The sequence below is a fragment of the Streptomyces sp. NPDC029044 genome (assembly GCF_040637495.1).
Taxonomy (GTDB): domain Bacteria; phylum Actinomycetota; class Actinomycetes; order Streptomycetales; family Streptomycetaceae; genus Streptomyces.
In genome coordinates this window covers 1-19,062 of the sequence record NZ_JBEZWN010000078.1, presented here as the reverse complement: position 1 = coordinate 19,062, position 19,062 = coordinate 1, and the positions used below count along the sequence as shown (strand labels likewise).

16 protein-coding genes and 2 pseudogenes are annotated in these 19,062 nt (G+C 71.9%); 8 read left to right on the top strand and 10 right to left on the bottom strand.

Annotated features, from left to right (window positions below; translation table 11 throughout):
• Positions 1-54: 54 nt before the first annotated feature.
• Positions 55-2,580: an FHA domain-containing protein gene (locus AB0E85_RS35260; protein ID WP_361936195.1), complete on the bottom strand. Its 2,526-nt coding sequence runs from the start codon at positions 2,578-2,580 to the stop codon at positions 55-57.
• 241 nt (positions 2,581-2,821) lie between these two features.
• Between AB0E85_RS35260 and AB0E85_RS35255 the strand changes: the two are divergent.
• A pseudogene (locus AB0E85_RS35255) lies at positions 2,822-4,213 on the top strand (streptophobe family protein); the annotation flags it as partial.
• Between the two features lie 1,746 nt (positions 4,214-5,959).
• Positions 5,960-7,186 carry a phosphoserine phosphatase SerB gene (gene serB / locus AB0E85_RS35250; RefSeq protein ID WP_361936192.1) on the top strand — a complete coding sequence of 409 codons (1,227 nt, stop codon included), beginning with the start codon at positions 5,960-5,962 and terminating at the stop codon, positions 7,184-7,186.
• Positions 7,187-7,293: 107 nt separating this feature from the next.
• On the opposite strand, the gene AB0E85_RS35245 is transcribed toward serB, so the two are convergent.
• The 4 genes from AB0E85_RS35245 to AB0E85_RS35230 form a co-directional block, all read right to left on the bottom strand.
• On the bottom strand, positions 7,294-7,812 hold the full coding sequence (locus AB0E85_RS35245; protein WP_361936189.1) for a histidine phosphatase family protein: 519 nt from the start codon (positions 7,810-7,812) through the stop codon (positions 7,294-7,296).
• Positions 7,813-7,876: 64 nt separating this feature from the next.
• Positions 7,877-8,083, bottom strand: a complete 207-nt coding sequence (locus AB0E85_RS35240) for a hypothetical protein (RefSeq protein ID WP_361936187.1) — start codon at positions 8,081-8,083, stop codon at positions 7,877-7,879.
• Positions 8,084-8,247: 164 nt separating this feature from the next.
• Positions 8,248-8,364, bottom strand: a complete 117-nt coding sequence (locus AB0E85_RS35235) for an SGM_5486 family transporter-associated protein (protein ID WP_097215821.1) — start codon at positions 8,362-8,364, stop codon at positions 8,248-8,250.
• 65 nt (positions 8,365-8,429) lie between these two features.
• Positions 8,430-9,809, bottom strand: a complete 1,380-nt coding sequence (locus tag AB0E85_RS35230; RefSeq protein WP_361936184.1) for a CynX/NimT family MFS transporter — start codon at positions 9,807-9,809, stop codon at positions 8,430-8,432.
• Between the two features lie 81 nt (positions 9,810-9,890).
• Between AB0E85_RS35230 and AB0E85_RS35225 the strand changes: the two genes are divergently transcribed.
• On the top strand, positions 9,891-10,583 hold the full coding sequence (locus AB0E85_RS35225) for a FadR/GntR family transcriptional regulator (protein WP_361936181.1): 693 nt from the start codon (positions 9,891-9,893) through the stop codon (positions 10,581-10,583).
• Here the strand turns inward: AB0E85_RS35225 and AB0E85_RS35220 are convergent.
• The 3 genes from AB0E85_RS35220 to fabG all read right to left on the bottom strand — a co-directional run bounded on the left by AB0E85_RS35220 (position 10,561) and on the right by fabG (position 12,565).
• On the bottom strand, positions 10,561-10,911 hold the full coding sequence (locus AB0E85_RS35220; protein ID WP_361936179.1) for a hypothetical protein: 351 nt from the start codon (positions 10,909-10,911) through the stop codon (positions 10,561-10,563). The two genes, AB0E85_RS35225 and AB0E85_RS35220, sit on opposite strands and share 23 nt — an antisense overlap.
• 161 nt (positions 10,912-11,072) lie before the next feature.
• Entirely contained in the window at positions 11,073-11,840 is a 768-nt protein-coding gene (gene fabI, locus AB0E85_RS35215; protein WP_361936176.1) for an enoyl-ACP reductase FabI, read from the bottom strand.
• A 5-nt stretch (positions 11,841-11,845) separates the two neighbouring features.
• Complete coding sequence (gene fabG, locus AB0E85_RS35210; RefSeq protein ID WP_361936174.1) at positions 11,846-12,565, bottom strand: 3-oxoacyl-[acyl-carrier-protein] reductase; 720 nt, start codon at positions 12,563-12,565, stop codon at positions 11,846-11,848.
• A gap of 270 nt (positions 12,566-12,835) precedes the next feature.
• Here fabG and AB0E85_RS35205 point away from each other — a divergent pair, with 270 nt between their 5' ends.
• From AB0E85_RS35205 to tyrS, 3 genes are read left to right on the top strand one after another with little or no spacing between them, the layout of a single operon-like run.
• Positions 12,836-14,359 carry a TldD/PmbA family protein gene (locus AB0E85_RS35205; RefSeq protein ID WP_361936171.1) on the top strand — a complete coding sequence of 508 codons (1,524 nt, stop codon included), beginning with the start codon at positions 12,836-12,838 and terminating at the stop codon, positions 14,357-14,359.
• A complete protein-coding gene (locus AB0E85_RS35200; protein WP_361936168.1) occupies positions 14,356-15,750 on the top strand; it encodes a metallopeptidase TldD-related protein in 1,395 nt (464 codons plus the stop codon). The genes AB0E85_RS35205 and AB0E85_RS35200 overlap by 4 nt, the downstream gene beginning before the upstream one ends.
• A 43-nt stretch (positions 15,751-15,793) precedes the next feature.
• Entirely contained in the window at positions 15,794-17,062 is a 1,269-nt protein-coding gene (tyrS, locus tag AB0E85_RS35195; protein WP_361936166.1) for a tyrosine--tRNA ligase, read from the top strand.
• A 135-nt stretch (positions 17,063-17,197) separates the two neighbouring features.
• Here the strand turns inward: tyrS and AB0E85_RS35190 are convergent, their stop codons facing one another.
• Positions 17,198-17,473 (bottom strand): GlsB/YeaQ/YmgE family stress response membrane protein, encoded by a 276-nt coding sequence (locus tag AB0E85_RS35190; RefSeq protein WP_175431745.1) that lies wholly within the window; start codon positions 17,471-17,473, stop codon positions 17,198-17,200.
• Between the two features lie 244 nt (positions 17,474-17,717).
• Here AB0E85_RS35190 and AB0E85_RS35185 point away from each other — a divergent pair, with 244 nt between their 5' ends.
• Both AB0E85_RS35185 and AB0E85_RS35180 read left to right on the top strand, forming a co-directional pair.
• The gene (locus tag AB0E85_RS35185; RefSeq protein ID WP_361936161.1) at positions 17,718-18,113 is read left to right on the top strand and encodes a DUF3099 domain-containing protein; all 396 of its coding nucleotides are present in this window, start codon (positions 17,718-17,720) and stop codon (positions 18,111-18,113) included.
• Between the two features lie 231 nt (positions 18,114-18,344).
• Complete coding sequence (locus AB0E85_RS35180) at positions 18,345-18,557, top strand: hypothetical protein (RefSeq protein WP_358954190.1); 213 nt, start codon at positions 18,345-18,347, stop codon at positions 18,555-18,557.
• A gap of 4 nt (positions 18,558-18,561) precedes the next feature.
• On the opposite strand, the pseudogene AB0E85_RS35175 reads toward AB0E85_RS35180, so the two are convergent.
• A pseudogene (locus AB0E85_RS35175) lies at positions 18,562-19,062 on the bottom strand (GTP 3',8-cyclase MoaA); the annotation flags it as partial.

The following is a 19,062-nucleotide window of genomic DNA, read 5'->3' as shown; positions in this document are numbered from 1 at the left end:
AAGGGCGGCACCCTCCTGACGGGGTGCCGCCCTTCGGGCGTCGTACGGCGGTGGCTACTTGCGCATGACCTCGGGCTCGTGGCGACGCAGGAAGCGGGCCACGAAGAAGCCGCAGATCACGCCGAGGACGAGGAGCGCCCCCATGTCCATGGCCCAGGCCCCGACCGTGTGCTCCCACAGCGGGTCGGTGTCGCCGGCCGTCTCGGGCGGGCTGATCTTGTTGAAGTCCAGCGTGGCACCGGCGGCGGCGACCGCCCAGCGCGACGGCATCAGGAACGAGAACTGGTTGACGCCGATCGAGCCGTGCAGCGCGAACAGGCAGCCGGTGAAGACGACCTGGATGATGGCGAACATCACCAGCAGCGGCATGGTCTTCTCGGCGGTCTTCACCAGCGAGGAGATGATCAGGCCGAACATCATCGAGGTGAAGCCCAGCGCCATGATGGGCACGGACAGCTCCAGCAGCGTGGCGCTGCCGAAGACCAGGCCCTCCTCGGGGATCTCACGGCTGGAGAAGCCGATGACGCCGACCAGCAGGCCCTGGAGCACAGTGATCATGCCGAGCACGAACACCTTGGACATCAGGTACGCCGAGCGAGAGAGACCGGTGGCGCGCTCCCGCTCGTAGATGACGCGTTCCTTGATCAGTTCTCGGACGGAGTTCGCCGCACCGGCGAAACAGGCGCCGACCGCGAGGATCAGCAGGACCGTGGTGGCCGTGCCGTTCGGGATGATGCGGCCGGTCTCCGGGTTGGCCGGGTTGGGCAGCAGGCCCCTGTCGGCATCGATGAGCAGGCTGACCGCGCCGAGCACGGCCGGCAGGATCACCATCAGGGCGAGGAAGCCCTTGTCGGAGGCGATCACGGAGACGTATCGCCGGACAAGCGTGACGAACTGAGACATCCAGCCCTGCGGCTTCGGCGGCTTCATCGCCTGCATCTGCGGAACCTGTACGGACTGCGGCGCGACGGCGTCGATGTCCGCGGCGTACATCTGGTAGTGCTGCGAGCCCTTCCAGCGGCCCGCCCAGTCGTAGTCCCGGTAGTTCTCGAAGGCGGAGAAGACATCGGCCCAGGTGTCGTAGCCGAAGAAGTTCAGCGCCTCCTCGGGCGGGCCGAAGTAGGCGACCGAGCCGCCCGGCGCCATCACCAGCAGCTTGTCGCAGATCGCCAGCTCGGCCACCGAGTGGGTGACGACGAGGACCGTACGGCCGTCGTCGGCGAGGCCGCGCAGCAGCTGCATGACGTCGCGGTCCATGCCCGGGTCGAGGCCGGAGGTCGGCTCGTCCAGGAAGATCAGCGACGGCTTGGTCAGCAGCTCCAGGGCGACCGAGACGCGTTTGCGCTGGCCGCCGGAGAGGGACGTGACCTTCTTGTCCTTGTGGATGTCGAGCTTGAGCTCGCGCAGCACCTCGTCGATGCGGGCCTCGCGCTCGGCGCCCGTGGTGTCCGCCGGGAAGCGCAGCTTGGCCGCGTACTTGAGGGCCTTCTTGACGGTCAGCTCCTTGTGCAGGATGTCGTCCTGCGGGACCAGACCGATGCGCTGGCGCAGCTCGGCGAACTGCTTGTAGAGGTTCCGGTTGTCGTAGAGCACCTCGCCCTGGTTGGCGGGGCGATAGCCCGTGAGCGCCTTGAGCAGGGTCGACTTGCCGGAGCCGGACGGGCCGATGACCGCGATCAGCGACTTCTCCGGGACGCCGAAGGAGACGTCCTTGAGGATCTGCTTGCCGCCGTCGACCGTGACGGTCAGGTGGCGGGCGGAGAAGGACACCTCACCGGTGTCGACGAACTCTTCGAGCCGGTCGCCGACGATGCGGAACGTCGAGTGGCCGACGCCGACGACGTCGGTCGGGCCGAGCAGCTGGGTGCCGCCCTTGGCGATCGGCTGGCCGTTGACGTACGTGCCGTTGTGGGAGCCGAGGTCCCGGATCTGCATACGGCCGTCGGGCGTCGAGTGGAACTCGGCGTGGTGCCGGGAGACCTGGAGGTCGGAGACGACCAGTTCGTTCTCCAGGGCACGGCCGATGCGCATCACGCGGCCGAGGGAGAACTGGTGGAACGTGGTCGGGCTGCGGTCGCCGTAGACCGGCGGTGCCCCCGCGACACCACCGGGACCCTGCTGTTGCGGGATGTGTGCCGCGGCCTGCTGCGGCTGCTGCCAGCCGGCCTGGGGGGCCTGCTGCTGCGGCGGCTGCTGGGCCGGCGTCTGCTGCCCCCAGGCCGGGTTCGCGCCCTGCGCGGCGTACGGCTGCTGCTGGGGCTGGGCCTGCGGCGTGGCGACGGAGGCCGCGGCGCCGGAGAGGTTCAGGCGCGGGCCGTCGGTCGCGTTGCCCAGGTTGACGGCCGAGCCGGGGCCGAGCTCCATCTGATGGATGCGCTGCCCCTGCACGAACGTGCCGTTGGTGCTGCCGTGGTCCTCGATGACCCAACTGCGGCCGTTGAAGCTGACCGTGGCGTGACGCCAGGAGACCCTGGCGTCGTCGAAGACGACGTCCCCCTGCGGATCACGTCCGAGGGTGTATGCCCTGGACGGATCGAGCGTCCAGGTACGTCCGTTTGATTCCAGTACGAGTTCCGGCACTCCAGCCCCACTGAGTTGTCCCCCGAGTTACCCCCGACATGGGGAGTCTAGGGATGTCGAACATCGGGGGGAACTATTTCAGGAGCGGCCCCCTGACCGAAAGTCGGGCCTTGTGAAGACCGCGTCCGCCACGCATCGGCCGATTCCGTTGACGGGGTTGAAACCGGGCCGGAGAGTGGTATTTCGACGCGAGGGGGACATGCGTGGTGTTCCCGCCGCGCAGCGGATCGGGGGGTCTGCCATGAGTGCTGCCGCAGGGGCCGGTACGGCGAGGGACGACGCGCGCGTGCCGTGGGGGGACGTGCTGATCTCCGCCGTGGCCGCCGTGAGCTGGGCGTTGATCGGGATGGCGGGGACCGCGGCGCTGGGTCTGCGGCTGCTGGAGGCGGACACGGCGGGTTCCTTGGGGCCGATGACCGCGGCGGTGGTGGCTCTCGGGGCGGGTGGTTCGGTCACGCCGTCCGGTGAGGTGTCGGCGTTCGGCATCTCGGGCGCGGAGGCGGACACGGCCATCGAGATCACGCCACTGGGGGTGAGCCTGGTCGGGGCGGTGCTGCTGGCGTGGTTCTTCCTGCGGTCCTTGCGGGCGGCGGGAGTTGTGATCTCACGGGCCGAACTGCTCGCGCGGGCGGGCGCGGTGGTGGCGTTGTTCGTGGCGATGCTGGGCGGTCTGGCGTGGGCGGGCCACGACGTCATCACCATCGACGGCGGGGCGCTGGGGCTCGACGACGTGACCGGCGGGAGCGGGGGTGTCGAGATCCCGGGACTCGGGGACATCGGGGGGCTGCTGCCGGACCGGCTCGGCGACCTGGTCGACGCGCAGGCCGCGGTCGGCTTCACGGTCGATACCGCCCCGACGCTGCTCGGCGGGTTCGGCTGGTCGGCCGGGATTCTCCTCGTCGCGCTGCTGGCCTCGCGCCGTACGCCGCTGCCGCCGGGCTGGGAGGCCGTGCACCGCGTCGTGCGGCCGGCCGTGTCGGCGGTGGTGACCGTGCTGCTGGTGGCGGTGGCGGCGGGGTTCGCCGCGGCGGCGTACGCGGCGGTCGGCGACGACCGTCCCGGACGCATCGCCGGTGCGGCGCTGCTCGGGGCGCCGAACGGGGTGTGGCTGGGCGTCCCGCTCGGTCTGTTCGTGCCGTGGGACGGGCGCGCCACGGGCGAACTGATCCGCTTCCTGCCGGATCCGCTGGACGATCTGCTCGGGTCCGGGTCCGAACAGCCGGTGACGCTGAGCCGGCTGGCCGAGTTCGACGGCCGGGTGTGGCTGCTGGCGGTGGCGGCGGGGTTGATGATGCTGCTGGCCGGCGTGTTGACGGGAGTGCGGACGCCGCTCGGGGAGGGGCCCGGCGCGCTGCGTTTCGCCAGGTGGTGCGCGCTGCGGCTGGGGGTCGCGACGGCCCTCGCCCTGCCGTTGCTCGCCTGGCTGACGGACCTCTCCGTGACCGCCTCCCTGTCCGTCCTCGGCTTCGACGCCTTCGGCGGGGGCATCGAACTGCACGGCTCTCTGTTCCTGGCCCTGCTGCTGGGCGGGGTGTGGGGCGCGGGGGCCGGGGCCGTGGGGGCGTTGCTCGCGTGGGCGTGCGGTGCGGCGGGGCGCCGGGCGACGCCACTGGCTCGGGGAGAGGGCTTGGCCCTGGGCGACGACCTGGCCTTGGCCGATGGGGCAGCGGGCCTGCCTGGCGCCGGGTGGCCCGGGGGCGACCCCTGGCCGGAGGGCCGGCACGCCGAGCACGGTGCCGGTGCCGATGCCGGGCCGGTGGCCCCCTGGGGTGGCCGGGGGCCGTCAGGCTACGACGAGAGCGCCGGGCAGGGCTGGTCGGGGGGCGGTGCGGGGCATGCCGCCGGTGGCGGGCAGGGTTCGGTGCGGTACGGCGGGGGCGGGCAGGGCCCGGTCCGGTACGGCGGAGGCGGGGAGCAGGCCTGGCCGGGGGCCGCCGGTGCGGGACGGCCTGGGGACGACGCCGGTGGCGGGCAAGGCCCGGCGCGGCACGACGGGAGCGGGCAGGGCCCGGTCCGGTACGGCGGAGGCGGAGAGCAGGCCTGGCCGGGGGCCGCCGGTACGGGACGGCCTGGGGACGACGCCGGCGGCGGGCAAAGCCCGGCGCGGCACGACGGGAGCGGGCAGGGCCCGGTCCGGTACGGCGGAGGCGGAGAGCAGGCCTGGCCGGGGGCCGCCGGAACGGAACGACCTGGGGACGACGCCGGTGGCGGGCCAGGGGCAGCGCGGCACGGCGGAGACGGTGAGCAGGCCTGGCCAGGAGCCGCCAGTACGGGAGGAACCGGGGACGATGCCGGTGGCGGGCAAGGCCAGACCTGGGGCGGCCCGGGGCCCGCGGAGCACGACCGGGACGCCAGGCAGGCGCGGCCGGGCGCAGGTGAAGGGCGACCTGGTGAGGACGCCGGTACCGGGCAGGCCCGGACCTGGGGTGGCCCGGGGCGACCCGAGGCCGGCCCCAGCCCCGTGCCGTACGACCAGAGCCCCCGGCCGGCCCGGCCAGGCGCCGGCACCGGGCAACCCGAAGGCACACCCCGCACCGGACAAGCCCAGCCCCAGGGCGGCCCAGGGCCCGCAGGACACCACCCCGGCCGAGGGCAGGCCTGGCCCGGGGCAGACGCACCGCGACCTGAGAGCAATGCCGGAGCCGGCCCCGGCCTAGTGCCGCACAGCGAGAGCCCCCGGCCGGCCCGGCCAGGCGCCGGCACCGGGCAGCCCGAAGACACACCCCGCACCGGACAAGGCCAACCCCAGGGCGGCCCCGGGCCCGCAGGACACCACCCCGGCCGACGGCAAGCCTGGCCCGGGGCGGGCGCACCGCGGCCCGAAGGCGACGCCGAGGCCGGCCCCGGGGGAGAGCGGTACGACGCCGGCGCCGGCGCAGGGCGGCCTGAGAGCGGCGTACGGGGCGGGGAAGCCGGGCCCTACGCCCCGGGTACGCCGTACCGGCCGCCGAACCCGGGCACCAATCCGTACCTCCGGGTACCGGACGGGTTGCGAGAGCCGGAAGAGCCGCAGGACGCAGGGCCTCCCGGGTTGGACCCTCCATCCGACGCCGAGGACGACGCACCGGCGGACGACGGGCCCCCCGCCCCCGGCGACGTCTACGGCGCCCCCACCGTCGTACGGCCGGTCGGGCCGCCCCCGCGTGGCCCCCGGCAGGCGCCCGGGCCGAGGAACGGGAACGGGCCGCCGCCGCCTCCTCCCCCGCCTCCGCCGCCGCCGCGGCAGCCACGCGGCGGGAGGTGACCGGCGCGGGTGCCGGACGCCCTGCCCGTACCGGCACGTAAGGTTCACGCCGCGCACGCGACATGCAGTGTTCGCTGTCCGCCAGACGGACCTCGGGGGCGGTATGCCCTGCCCGCCGGATACGGTGGAACCACCATGAGCGCTTCGCAGACCTCGTCTTCCGACGTCCCTGCCGACGTCCCCACCCTCCTTGTGAAGATCTTCGGCAAGGACAGGCCGGGCATCACCGCCGGTCTCTTCGACACCCTCGCCGCGTACTCCGTCGACGTCGTCGACATCGAGCAGGTCGTCACCCGCGGCCGGATGGTGCTGTGCGCGCTCGTGACGGAGCCGCCCCCCGGGCTGGAGGGAGATCTGCGGTCGACCGTCCACAGCTGGGCCGAGTCGATGAAGATGCAGGCGGAGATCATCTCCGGCCGGGGCGACAACCGCCCGCGCGGGCTGGGCCGTTCCCTGGTCACCGTGCTCGGGCACCCGCTCACCGCCGAGGCCACGGCCGCGATCGCCGCGCGGATCACGAAGACCGGCGGCAACATCGACCGTATTTTCCGGCTCGCCAAGTACCCCGTGACCGCCGTCGAGTTCGCCGTCTCCGGCGTGGAGACCGAACCGCTGCGCACCGCCCTGGTGACGGACGCGGCGAGGCTCGGCATCGACGTGGCGGTCGTCGCCGCCGGTCTGTACCGGCGCGCACAGCGTCTGGTCGTCATGGACGTGGACTCGACGCTGATCCAGGACGAGGTCATCGAACTGTTCGCCGCCCACGCCGGCTGCGAGGACAAGGTCGCCGAGGTGACGGCGGCCGCGATGCGCGGGGAGCTGGACTTCGAGCAGTCCCTGCACGCGCGCGTGGCGCTGCTGGAGGGCCTGGACGCCTCGGTCGTGGACAAGGTGCGCAGCGAGGTGCGGCTGACGCCGGGGGCCCGCACCCTGATCCGCACACTGAAGCGGCTGGGCTATCAAGTCGGTGTCGTCTCGGGCGGATTCACCCAGGTCACGGACGATCTGAAGGAGCGGCTCGGGCTGGACTTCGCCCACGCCAACACCCTGGAGATCGCCGACGGGAAGCTCACGGGCCGAGTGACGGGCGAGATCGTCGACCGCGCGGGCAAGGCGCGGCTGCTGCGCCGGTTCGCCGCGGAGGCGGGTGTGCCGCTGTCGCAGACGGTGGCGATCGGTGACGGGGCCAACGATCTGGACATGCTGAACGCGGCCGGTCTCGGTGTCGCCTTCAACGCCAAGCCGGTGGTGCGGGAGGCCGCGCACGCCGCGGTGAACTTCCCCTTCCTGGACACGGTCCTGTATCTGCTGGGCGTCACGCGTGAAGAGGTCGAGGCGGCGGACATCCTCGACATCGGCTGACCGCCACGGCATCGGCATCGGCATCGACTGACCGACCAGGCATCGGCTGACCGACCAGAAGGGGCCCGGCGCCGCACCGGCGCCGGGCCCCTGTCAGGCGGGGATCGTCACTCGGCGGGCGCCCAGTAGTCCCGCAGCGCGGCCACGCCCGGCTCCAGGCTCTTCCACGTGCCGCCGAACGACAGCACGGCGAAGGCGGCGGCCGGGAAGCCGCGACGGGTCATCCGCTCCCGGGCGTCGTCCTCGCCGGAGCCCGCCAGGACGTCGGCGAGGCCCTGGATTCCGGGGTTGTGCCCGATCATGAGGACGTTCTGCGCGTCGTCGGGCGTCTCGTTGAGCAGGGCGATCAGCTCGCCGGGCGAGGCCTCGTAGATCCGCTCCTCGTAGACGGTTTTCGGCCGCTGCGGGAACTCCTGGACGGCGAGCTTCCAGGTCTCCCGGGTCCGGACCGCGGTGGAGCACAGGGCCAGGTCGAAGGCGATACCGGTGTCGGTCAGCCTGCGCCCGGCCTCCGCCGCGTCCATGCGGCCCCGGTCGGCGAGCGGACGCTCATGGTCCGTGACCTGTGGCCAGTCGGCTTTCGCATGGCGGAAGAGGACAATCCTGCGGGGTTCTGCGACGCTCATGAGATCCAGCTTCGCACGAAACACGCCACGGGGCGCAGGGAGTTGACCACCGGCTTCGGCCTGATCAGCGGGCGATCAGCTGGTGCATGCGCTCGAAGAGGTGGGTGATCACCGGTTCGCCGGTGGCCGCGTGGGCGTCGGACGGGTTCAGGATCAGGGCGAGCAGCGCGGTGAAGGCGAGCACGGGCAGGGCGAGAGCCCACCAGGGCAGCCGGCCAGCGGCACCGGCCCGGGTCGCCGGGTGGGGCCGGGTGTGCGTAGGGGCCGACATGGTGCCTCCGCTCTTCGGGTGGTCGCTGACCGTCTCGCGGTCACACACTCGAAGCTACGGAATCCGCGGCTGCCGCCCCATCCGGTGATCCACCCACTTGACCCTGACCCTCACCCCCTAGGGGACAGGGGGGCCAGCCCCACCATGGGCCGCGTGGGCGCCGGTCATGGCGAGGCGATGGTCGCGATCACGGCGATGACGATGAAGATCGCGAAGAAGGCGCCGAAGACGAGCAGCATCTTCTTCTGACCGTGCTGGGGATTCGGGTCGAGCACTGGCATGGGCCAAGTGTCCCACCCCCCACGGCCGCCCGGCTCCCGGGGGTGGCTCCCGGCCCGGGGGTTGCTCAGCGGGCCGCCTCGTCCTCCACCGTGCGGTCGCGTCCGGCCAGGAAGCCGACGACCATCTGCGGGACCATCAGGGCGCTCATCAGCGCGATCGGGAGGCCCCAGCCGCCGCTGTGCTGGTAGAGGACGCCCACCAGCAGTGGTCCGGGGATGGAGATCAGGTAGCCGGTGCTCTGCGCGAACGCCGACAGCCGGGCCACGCCCGGGCCGGTCCTGGCCCGCATGCCGACCATGGTCAGGGCGAGCGGGAAGGCACAGTTGGCGACGCCGAGCAGCACGGCCCAGGCCCAGGCGCCGGCGGCGGGCGCGAGGTAGAGCCCGGCGTAGCCGGCGAGGCCGCAGACGCCCAGGGCGATCACGATCGGGCCCTGGTGGGGCAGCCGGGTGGCCAGGCGGGGTATGACGAAGGCCAGGGGCACGCCCATCACCATGGTGACCGCGAGGAGCAGCCCCGCGGTTCCGGCGGGGACACCGGCGTCCCGGAAGATCTGCGCCATCCAGCCCATGGTGATGTAGGCGGCGGTGGCCTGGAGACCGAAGAAGACGGCCAGGGCCCAGGCGGTGCGGCTGCGCACCATACGCAGCCTGGGGGCCTCCACGCCCGCGTGCTCCGCGGAAGCGGGCAGCCTGGGGGCCTCCACGCGCGCGTGCTCCGCGGAAGCGGAAGGAGACGCCGGGCCCCGCGTCCGCGTCGCCCCGGCGGCCTCCTCCTCCGCCCCGGGCGGTGTGGCGCGCCCGCGGACGAAGGGCAGCCACGGCAGGACGGCCGCCACGGCGAGCCCCGCCCACAGGGCCAGGCCCGTCTGCCAGCTGCCGCCGAGGGTGTCGGTCAGGGGGACCGTCACCGCGGCCGCGAGGGCCGTGCCGAGGGCGAGGGCCATCGAGTACAGGCCGGTCATGGAACCCACACGGTCGGGGAACCAGTGCTTGACGATGACCGGCATCAGGACGTTGCTGACGGCGATGCCCATCAGGGCGAGGGCGCTGCCGGCCAGGAAGCCGCCCGTGCCGCCCGCGTACGGCCGTATCAGCAGACCGGTGGCGATCGCGGCCATGCCGGCGCACACCACGGCGCCGGCCCCGAAGCGGCGGGCGAGCCGCGGTGCCATGACGCCGAAGACGGCAAAGCACAGCGGTGGCACGGAGGTGAGCAGCCCGGCGACGCTGCCGCTCATGCCGAGCCCGTCGCGGACCTCCTCCAGGAGGGCGCCGAGGCTGGTGATGGCGGGGCGGAGGTTGAGCGCGGACAGCACGATGCCGAGGACGAGCAGCCGCATCGTCCACGCGCGCGTGGCGGCGCCGCCCGGTTTACGGGCGTCGTGCGCGGCCGCGCTGCGTGCGGTCGGGGGCGTCATCGTCCGGGTTTCCTCACTCGCCATGAGGCCATCATAGAATCATAGGATGATTGACTGTCCACTCCCCCGCTGCCCTGCGGCACCCCGGTCGTGCGAAGGTGAGCCATGCCCCTGAGCCATCCCCGCCGTTCGGCGCTCTCCGAGCAGGTCATCGCCGCCCTGCGGGCCCAGATCACCTCGGGCGAGTGGCCGGTCGGCTCCCGCATCCCGACCGAGCCGGAACTGGTCGATCAGCTGGGCGTCGCCCGCAACACGGTCCGTGAGGCCGTCCGCGCCCTGTCGCACAACGGCCTGCTGGACATCCGCCAGGGCTCCGGCACGTACGTCGTGGCGACGAGCGAGCTGGCGGGCGTGATGCAGCGGCGGTTCGCCGAGGCCGACCCGCGGCACATCGCCGAGCTTCGCTCCACGCTGGAGTCGTCCGCCGCCCGGCTGGCCGCCGTACGGCGCACGGAGAAGGACCTCAAGCAGCTGGACGCGCTGCTGTCGCGGCGGGAGGAGGCCTGGGAGTCGGGCGACAAGGAGGCGTTCGTGGCCGCGGACGCGACCTTCCACCTGGCCGTGGTGTCCGCCTCCCACAACGACGTGATGACGGCCATGTACGCGGACCTGGGCGAGGTGCTGCGGGACTGGCTGCGCGAGGACGTCGGCGAGAAGCTGACGCCGGAGACGCACATGGATCACGGCCGGCTGCTCGAAGCGATCCGCGCGGGCGAGGCGGACGAGGCCGCGGCGGAGGCCGCCCGCTACCCGTTCCTGTGCCGCCTGGGCGGGATCAGCTCACCCGCCGGTGACTGATCCACACGTCGCCGACCTCTTTCCAGCACCGCCCCGTCAGCCGCACGGTCTGCGCGGGCCCGGCCTCCACCGGTGAGCTGTCGGTGTCGATGTCCCACCAGCGGGCGCACTCGACGTGCAGGCTCACCCGGTCGGTCTCCGGATAGGGGTTGTGGCAGTACGCGGTCACCTGGGAGCCGGTCACGCGGATCCGGCACGCGGCGCCGAAGGGATCGGCGGACTCGTGCTCGTCGGCGGACCCGCGCGCGTGGGGCACAGCCTCGTACGCCAGGGTCAGCACGAGCGCGACGGCGAGGGACGCTGAGGCCGTTCGGCGGTACAAGCGCACAAGGGGACCTCCTCGGCCGTGCTGGGGAGGGGCTCAGGTGGTGAACGCGTACTCCAGAGTGCCCAGTTACAGGCCTCCCCCGCCCGGCCGGCTGAGCCGAACGGGTGACGCCCCGCTCCCCGCGCGCTGCGGGGAACGGGGCGTCGAAGACGTACGGGAGATCAGGCTCCGATGGCGTGCAGACCGCCGTCGACGTGGATGATCTCGCCCGTGGTCTTGGGGAACCAGTCGCTCAGCAGGGCGACGACGCCGCGGCCGGCCGGCTCGGGGTCCTTCAGGTCCCACTCCAGCGGAGAGCGGTTGTCCCACACGGAGGCCAGCTCGCTGAAGCCCGGGATGGACTTGGCGGCCATGGAGCCGAGCGGACCGGCCGAGACCAGGTTGCAGCGGATGTTCTGCTTGCCCAGGTCACGGGCCATGTAGCGGCTGGTCGCCTCCAGGGCGGCCTTGGCCGGGCCCATCCAGTCGTACTGCGGCCAGGCGAACTGCGCGTCGAACGTCAGACCGACGACGGAGCCGCCGTTCTGCATCAGCGGCAGGCAGGCCATGGTGAGCGACTTCAGGGAGTACGCCGAGACGTGCATGGCCGTGGCGACCGACTCGAACGGCGTGTTCAGGAAGTTGCCGCCGAGGGCGTCCTGCGGCGCGAAACCGATGGAGTGGACGACCCCGTCGAGGCCGCCGAGCTCCTCGCCGACGATGTCGGCGAGCCGGCCGAGGTGCTCGTCGTTCGTCACGTCGAGCTCGACGACCTTGGTGGGCTTGGGCAGCTTCTTGGCGATGCGCTCGGTCAGCGTGGGCCGCGGGAACGCCGTGAGGATGATCTCCGCGCCCTGCTCCTGGGCCAGCTTGGCGGTGTGGAAGGCGATGGAGGACTCCGTCAGCACACCGGTGATCAGGACGCGCTTGCCCTCGAGAATTCCGCTCATGGTGATCAGTGACCCATTCCCAGTCCGCCGTCAACCGGGATGACGGCTCCAGTGATGTACGAGGCGTCGTCGGAGGCGAGGAAGCGCACCGCCGCGGCGACCTCCTCCGGCTGCGCGTACCGGCCGAGCGGCACCTGCTTCACGATGCCCTCGCGCTGCTCGTCGGTGAGCACCTTGGTCATGTCGGTGTCGACGAAGCCGGGGGCGACGACGTTGAAGGTGAGGTTGCGCGAGCCCAGCTCCCGGGCGAGCGAACGCGCGAAGCCGACCAGGGCGGCCTTGGAGGCGGCGTAGTTCGCCTGGCCGGGACCGCCGTACAGCCCGACGACCGACGAGATGAGCACCACGCGGCCCTTCTTGGCGCGCAGCATGCCGCGGTTGGCGCGCTTGACCACCCGGAAGGTGCCGGTGAGGTTGGTGTCGATGACCGAGGTGAAGTCCTCCTCGGACATGCGCATCAGGAGCTGGTCCTTGGTGATGCCGGCGTTGGCCACGAGGACCTCGACGGGCCCGTGGGCCTCCTCGATCTCCTTGTAGGCCTGCTCCACCTGCTCGGTGTCGGTGATGTCGCACTTGACGGCCAGGCAGCCCAATTCGGTCAGGGCCGCCGGCGGCTCACCCGAGCGGTACGTGATGGCGACCTTGTCGCCTGCATCGGCGAAAGCGCGGGCGATGGCGAGGCCGATGCCCCGGTTGCCTCCGGTGACGAGAACCGAGCGGCTCAACGGATCACCCTTTCGATAGCGGTCTGATACCCGCCCCGGCGCCTGGACGACAGGCGGTGATGACAGGCGGCTTCCTCGAAAACCTATCGGTCCGGGCAGGCCCGCGGACAATCGGGCACCGACAGTGGCGTAAGGGACTCACTGTCGGGTCCCTACAGAAAGCCGCGGGGCCGGCTCCGGAAACTCATGGCCCGGGCGCGGGATGGGCGACATGATCGGAGCAGTCACGACGCACGGCAACCACGGTCACCTCGACAGAAAGAGACGGCGGTGCCTCATACCATCGACGAGGCCTTCACGGCCCTCCCCCTACGCCCCCTCGCCGACGCGGCCCTCGCACGCGCGCGTGCGCTCGGCGCCGAGCACGCGGACTTCCGGTTCGAGCGGGTGCGGGGCGCCTCCTGGCGGTTCCGGGACGCCAAGCCCGCGGGGTCGTCGGACACCACCGACCTCGGATACGCGGTGCGGGTGGTGCACGGCGGTACGTGGGGCTTCGCTTCCGGCGTCGACCTCACCCTGGACGCCGCCGCCCGGGTCGCCGGCCAAGCGGTGGCGATGGCCAAGCTGTCCGCCCAGGTGATCAAGGCGGCCGGGTCGGACGAGCGCGTGGAGCTGGCCGGGGAGCCGGTGCACGCGGACAAGACGTGGATCTCGTCGTACGAGATCGACCCCTTCTCCGTGCCGGACGAGGAGAAGGCCGGGCTGATCGCGGAGTGGAGCGCGCGGCTGCTGGCGGCCGACGGGGTCGACCACGTCGACGCCTCGCTGCTCACCGTCCATGAGAACAAGTTCTACGCGGACACCGCCGGGACGGTGACCACGCAGCAGCGGGTGCGGCTGCACCCGGTGTTCAACGCCGTGTCGGTGGACGAGTCGAGCGGCGAGTTCGACTCGATGCGCACGCTCGCGCCGCCCGTGGGCCGCGGCTGGGAGTACCTGCGGGGCACCGGCTGGGACTGGGAGGGCGAGCTGGAGCGGATCCCGGAGCTGCTCGCCGAGAAGATGCGCGCTCCCAGCGTCGAGGCGGGCCTGTACGACCTGGTCGTCGACCCGTCCAACCTGTGGCTGACCATCCACGAGTCCATCGGGCACGCCACCGAGCTGGACCGGGCGCTCGGCTACGAGGCCGCCTACGCCGGCACCTCCTTCGCCACGTTCGACCAGCTGGGCAAGCTGCGCTACGGCTCCGAGCTGATGAACGTCACCGGCGACCGCACCGCCGAGCACGGCCTGGCCACCATCGGCTACGACGACGAGGGCGTCGCGGGCCAGTCCTGGGACCTGGTCAAGGACGGCACGCTCGTCGGCTACCAGCTGGACCGGCGGATCGCGAAGCTGACCGGTTTCGAGCGGTCCAACGGCTGCGCCTACGCCGACTCCCCCGGGCACGTGCCGGTGCAGCGCATGGCCAACGTGTCGCTGCGGCCGGACCCGGCGGGGATGTCGACCGAGGACCTGATCGGGAGTGTGGAGCGCGGCATCTACGTGGTCGGCGACCGGTCCTGGTCGATCGACATGCAGCGCTACAACTTCCAGTTCACGGGGCAGCGCTTCTACCGCATCGAGAACGGGCGGCTCGCCGGGCAGCTGCGCGATGTCGCCTACCAGGCGACGACCACCGACTTCTGGGGCTCGATGTCCGCGGTGGGCGGGCCGCAGACCTACGTCCTGGGCGGTGCCTTCAACTGCGGCAAGGCCCAGCCGGGTCAGGTCGCGGCCGTCTCCCACGGCTGCCCGTCGGCCCTCTTCAAGGGCGTCAACATCCTCAACACGACCCAGGAGGCCGGTCGATGAGCGCGCGTTCCAGCAAGCCGCACGAGGTCGTCGAGCGCGCCCTCGAACTGTCCCGGGCGGACGGCTGTGTCGTCATCGCCGACGAGCAGTCCACCGCGAACCTGCGCTGGGCGGGCAACGCGCTGACCACGAACGGTGTCACGCGCGGGCGCACGCTCACCGTGGTCGCCACGGTCGACGGCAAGGAGGGCACGGCCTCCGGGGTCGTGTCGCGGTCCGCCGTGACCCCCGACGAGCTGGAGCCCCTGGTGCGGGCCGCCGAGGCCGCCGCGCGCGGCGCCGGGCCCGCCGAGGACGCGCAGCCGCTGGTCACGGGTGTGCAGCGGTCGCCGGAGTTCACCGAGGCGCCCGCCGAGACCTCGTCCGCCGTGTTCGCGGACTTCGCCCCGGCGCTCGGCGAGGCCTTCGCACGCGCGCGGGCGGGCGGCCGGGAGCTGTACGGCTTCGCCAACCACGAGATGGTGTCGTCGTACCTCGGCACGTCCACGGGGCTGCGGCTGCGCCACGACCAGCCGAACGGGACGCTGGAGCTGAACGCCAAGTCCCCCGACCGGACCCGGTCCGCGTGGGCCGGACGCTCCACGCGGGACTTCAAGGACGTCGATCCGGCGGCCCTGGACGCGGAGCTGGCGGTGCGCCTGGGCTGGGCCGAGCGGCGCGTGGAGCTGCCCGCGGGGCGCTACGAGACGCTGCTGCCGCCGACGGCCGTGGCGGACCTGCTGATCTACCAGATGTGGTCGGCGTCGGGCCGCGACGCGGTCGAGGGTCGCACGGTGTTCTCCAAGCCGGGCGGCGGCACCCGGGTCGGCGAGAAGCTGACCGACCTGCCGCTGACCCTGCGCAGCGATCCGAACGAGCCGGGCCTGGAGTCGGCGCCGTTCGTGATCGCGCACTCCTCCGGGGGCGACCAGTCGGTCTTCGACAACGGGCTGCCCCTCGCGGGCACGGAGTGGATGCGCGAGGGTGAGCTGCGGCATCTGACGACCAGCCGCCACAGCGCCGGCCTGACCGGGCTGCCCGTGGCGCCGGGCATCGACAACATCGTCCTGGACGGGGGCGAGGACCGGTCCCTGGAGGAGATGGTCGCGAACACGGGGCGCGGGCTGCTGCTGACCTGCCTGTGGTACATCCGCGAGGTCGACCCGGCGTCGCTGCTGCTCACCGGTCTGACCCGGGACGGTGTCTACCTCGTGGAGAACGGCGAGGTGACCGGCGAGGTGAACAACTTCCGGTTCAACGAGTCGCCGGTCGGAGTGCTCGGCCGGGCCACCGAGGCGGGGCGGACCGAGAAGACGCTGCCCAGGGAGTGGAGCGACTGGTTCACCAGGGCCGCGATGCCGGCCCTGCGGGTGCCGGATTTCAATATGAGCTCTGTCAGCCAGGGCGTATAACCTCGTACCTGATTACGAGCCCACTCAAGGAGATGCGAGAACCGTGACGGACATCGTCGACGAGCTGAAGTGGCGCGGGCTGTTCGCCCTGTCCACTGACGAGGACGCTTTGCGCAAGGCGCTCGCGGACGGTCCCGTCACGTTCTATTGCGGCTTCGACCCGACGGCGCCGTCGCTGCACGTGGGGCACCTGGTGCAGGTGCTCACCGTGCGCCGGCTCCAGCAGGCCGGCCACCGGCCGCTGGCGCTGGTCGGCGGTGCCACGGGCCTGATCGGCGACCCCCGCCCGACCGCGGAGCGCACGCTGAACGACCCGGAGACGGTCACCGGCTGGGTCGCCAAGCTGCGCGCCCAGATCGAGCCGTTCCTGGACTTCGAGGGCGAGAACGCGGCCGTCATGGTCAACAACCTCGACTGGACGGAGAACCTCTCCGCGATCGAGTTCCTCCGGGACATCGGCAAGCACTTCCGCGTCAACAAGATGCTCACGAAGGACTCGGTGGCCCGGCGCCTGGAGTCCTCCGAGGGCATCAGCTACACGGAGTTCAGCTACCAGCTGCTCCAGGGCATGGACTTCCTCCAGCTGTACCGGCGCTACGGCTGCACGCTCCAGCAGGGCGGCAGCGACCAGTGGGGCAACCTCACGGCGGGCCTGGACCTGATCCACCGCCTGGAGCCCGACGCGACCGCGCACGCGCTGGCGACACCGCTGATGACCAAGGCGGACGGCACCAAGTTCGGCAAGACCGAGGGCGGCGCCGTCTGGCTCGACCCGGAGATGACGACGCCGTACGCGTTCTACCAGTTCTGGCTGAACGTGGACGACCGGGACATCTCCCGGTACATGCGCATCCTGTCGTTCCGTTCCCGCGAGGAGCTGGAGGCGCTGGAGCGGCAGACCGAGGAGCGTCCGCAGGCGCGGGCCGCGCAGCGCGCGCTGGCCGAGGAGCTGACGACGCTGGTGCACGGCGCCGGTCAGACGGCCGCCGTGATCGCCGCGTCCAAGGCCCTCTTCGGGCAGGGCGAGCTGGCGGAGCTCGATGAGAGGACGCTGGCCGCGGCCCTGTCGGAGGTGCCGCACGTCCAGGTCGCCGAGCTCGGCCCGGCCGTGGACCTGTTCGCCGAGGTCGGCCTGGTGGCCAGCAAGTCGGCCGCGCGGCGCACGGTCAAGGAGGGCGGCGCCTACGTGAACAACGTCAAGGTCGCCGGTGAGGACGCCGTCCCCGCCAAGGAGGACCTGCTGCACGGTCGCTGGCTGGTGCTGCGCCGGGGCAAGAAGAACCTGGCGGCGGTCGAGGTCACCGGCGCCTGAGGGCGGCGTACGTACAGCGGGCTTCGTACAGCGGCTTCGTACAGGGCGGGCTTCATACGGCGGGCGTCGTGCAGCGCGCAGAGGAAGGGGGGCGGTCTCCGGTGCCGGAGGCCGCCCCCTTCGCCGTGTGTTCCGTCATGCCCTGCGTTTGTCTCCCCTGGCCGCTGTCCAGGCCCGGTCGCCGAGACCGACGAGGATGACCGCCATCACCAGCTGGAAGACGTGCCGCCACCAGTCGATCCCCGATGTGGCGTCGACGCCGGCCGCCCGGGCGATGGCGTTGCCGGCGATGGCGCCGATCATGCCCAGGATGACGGTCAGCCACAGGGGAACGTGTTGCTTGCCCGGAATGATCGCCTTGGCGATCAGGCCGAGTACCAGTCCTACGATGATCGCCCACAACCAGCCCATCGCTGCCTCCTCGTGCGGCTCGACGTGAGCACTACGGCCAGTGTCGGCCCAGGTGCCGTACGCCGCATGCCGACCCGGGCCGTACGTGCTCCGGCGCAGGCCGGTCGTCCGGTCGGTGCGCCACCCGGTCTCGTGACCGGCGCGGCCGCGGCGTAACGTGGGAGCTGTCCCGGCCAGGTCCCCCGGCCGGCCGAGGACGGCCACGGGGCGGGGAGAGTCCGATACGGGCGGATGGTGGAATGCGATGCGGAAGCAGCATGGCGGCGGCAACGTCCAGGTTTTCCGGATCACCGGCGCCCGGACGGGGCTCCAGGAGGATGTACGCGGCCGGCAGCGCCGGTACGTGATCTCGATGACGGTCCGCACGATCTCGGTGATCCTCGCGGCCACGTTGTGGAACGTCGAACGGCACGTGGCCATCGTGGCGTTGGTGCTCGGGCTGGTGCTGCCGTATGTCGCCGTGGTGATCGCGAACGCCGGGCGCGAGAACGCGCCGTCTCTGCCGTCGACGTTCGTGGCGCCGCCGGTGCGCCCGATGATCTCGCCGTCGGCTCCGGGCGAGAGGCCGGCGGAATCCGGCACGGAAGATGCCGTGTCCGAGCCGGTGCCGGGTGCGCGGGGCGAGACACCCGAGCGATAGGGGCGCCGGGGGGAGATCACGGGTGATCACAAACGGAAGTCATCTTCCCGCCAAGCTCAAGAAAAGCTCAGATCAATCATGTTGTTCCAGTGCCGGGCCCGGGGTGATGCGTGACATACTTCGTATGCGCTCCGCATCCCCCGTCGGAGCGACGGACCGACGCCGGGCAGCTCCCCCCGTGGCTGCTCGGCGTCGCCTTTTTCTGTGAACCATTTTCTGTGAGACGAAGCTGTGAGTGACGAGACGCCCATCTGTTCCGCGAAGGGCTGCCGGGCCGAGGCCGTGTGGGTCCTGGCGTGGAACAACCCGAAGATCCACACGCCGGAGCGGCGCAAGACGTGGCTGGCCTGTGAGGAGCACCGCGAGCACTTGTCGCAGTTCCTCGGCGTGCGGGGGTTCCTGAAGGACGTGGTCCTGCTCAAGGAGTGGGAAGAGAACCGCTAGACCGTCAGCCGCCGATCGCCGACATCGGCCGGTCCGGCTGCACGAACGTCGGGTCGTCGAGGCCCGCTCCCGCCTTCTTGCCCCACATCGCCAGGCGCCAGATGCGGGCGATCTCCTCGTCGGGGGCGCCCGAGCGCAGGGCGGCGCGCAGGTCCGTCTCCTCCTGGGCGAACAGGCAGGTACGGACCTGGCCGTCGGCGGTGAGGCGGGTGCGGTCGCAGGCCGAGCAGAACGGGCGGGTGACGGAGGCGATGACACCGACCACGTGCGGGCCGCCGTCGACGAGCCAGCGCTCCGCCGGGGCCGAGCCGCGCTTCTCCTCGCCCTCGGCGGTCAGTTCGAAGCGGGTGCGCAGGGAGGTCAGGATGTCCCCGGCGGTGATCATGCCGTCGCGCTTCCAGCCGTGCTGGGCGTCCAGCGGCATCTGCTCGATGAAGCGCAGTTCGTAGTCGTGCTCCACGGCCCAGGCCAGGAGGTCCGGGGCCTCGTCGTCGTTGAGGCCGGG

Coding starts and splice junctions, on each gene's coding strand:
- serB (WP_361936192.1), top strand. CDS start 5,960: ATGAGCGCTTCGCAGACCTCGTCTTCCGACGTCCCTGCCGACGTCCCC.
- AB0E85_RS35245 (WP_361936189.1), bottom strand. CDS start 7,812: ATGAGCGTCGCAGAACCCCGCAGGATTGTCCTCTTCCGCCATGCGAAA.
- AB0E85_RS35240 (WP_361936187.1), bottom strand. CDS start 8,083: ATGTCGGCCCCTACGCACACCCGGCCCCACCCGGCGACCCGGGCCGGT.
- AB0E85_RS35235 (WP_097215821.1), bottom strand. CDS start 8,364: ATGCCAGTGCTCGACCCGAATCCCCAGCACGGTCAGAAGAAGATGCTG.
- AB0E85_RS35230 (WP_361936184.1), bottom strand. CDS start 9,809: ATGGCGAGTGAGGAAACCCGGACGATGACGCCCCCGACCGCACGCAGC.
- AB0E85_RS35225 (WP_361936181.1), top strand. CDS start 9,891: ATGCCCCTGAGCCATCCCCGCCGTTCGGCGCTCTCCGAGCAGGTCATC.
- fabI (WP_361936176.1), bottom strand. CDS start 11,840: ATGAGCGGAATTCTCGAGGGCAAGCGCGTCCTGATCACCGGTGTGCTG.
- AB0E85_RS35200 (WP_361936168.1), top strand. CDS start 14,356: ATGAGCGCGCGTTCCAGCAAGCCGCACGAGGTCGTCGAGCGCGCCCTC.
- AB0E85_RS35190 (WP_175431745.1), bottom strand. CDS start 17,473: ATGGGCTGGTTGTGGGCGATCATCGTAGGACTGGTACTCGGCCTGATC.
- AB0E85_RS35185 (WP_361936161.1), top strand. CDS start 17,718: ATGCGGAAGCAGCATGGCGGCGGCAACGTCCAGGTTTTCCGGATCACC.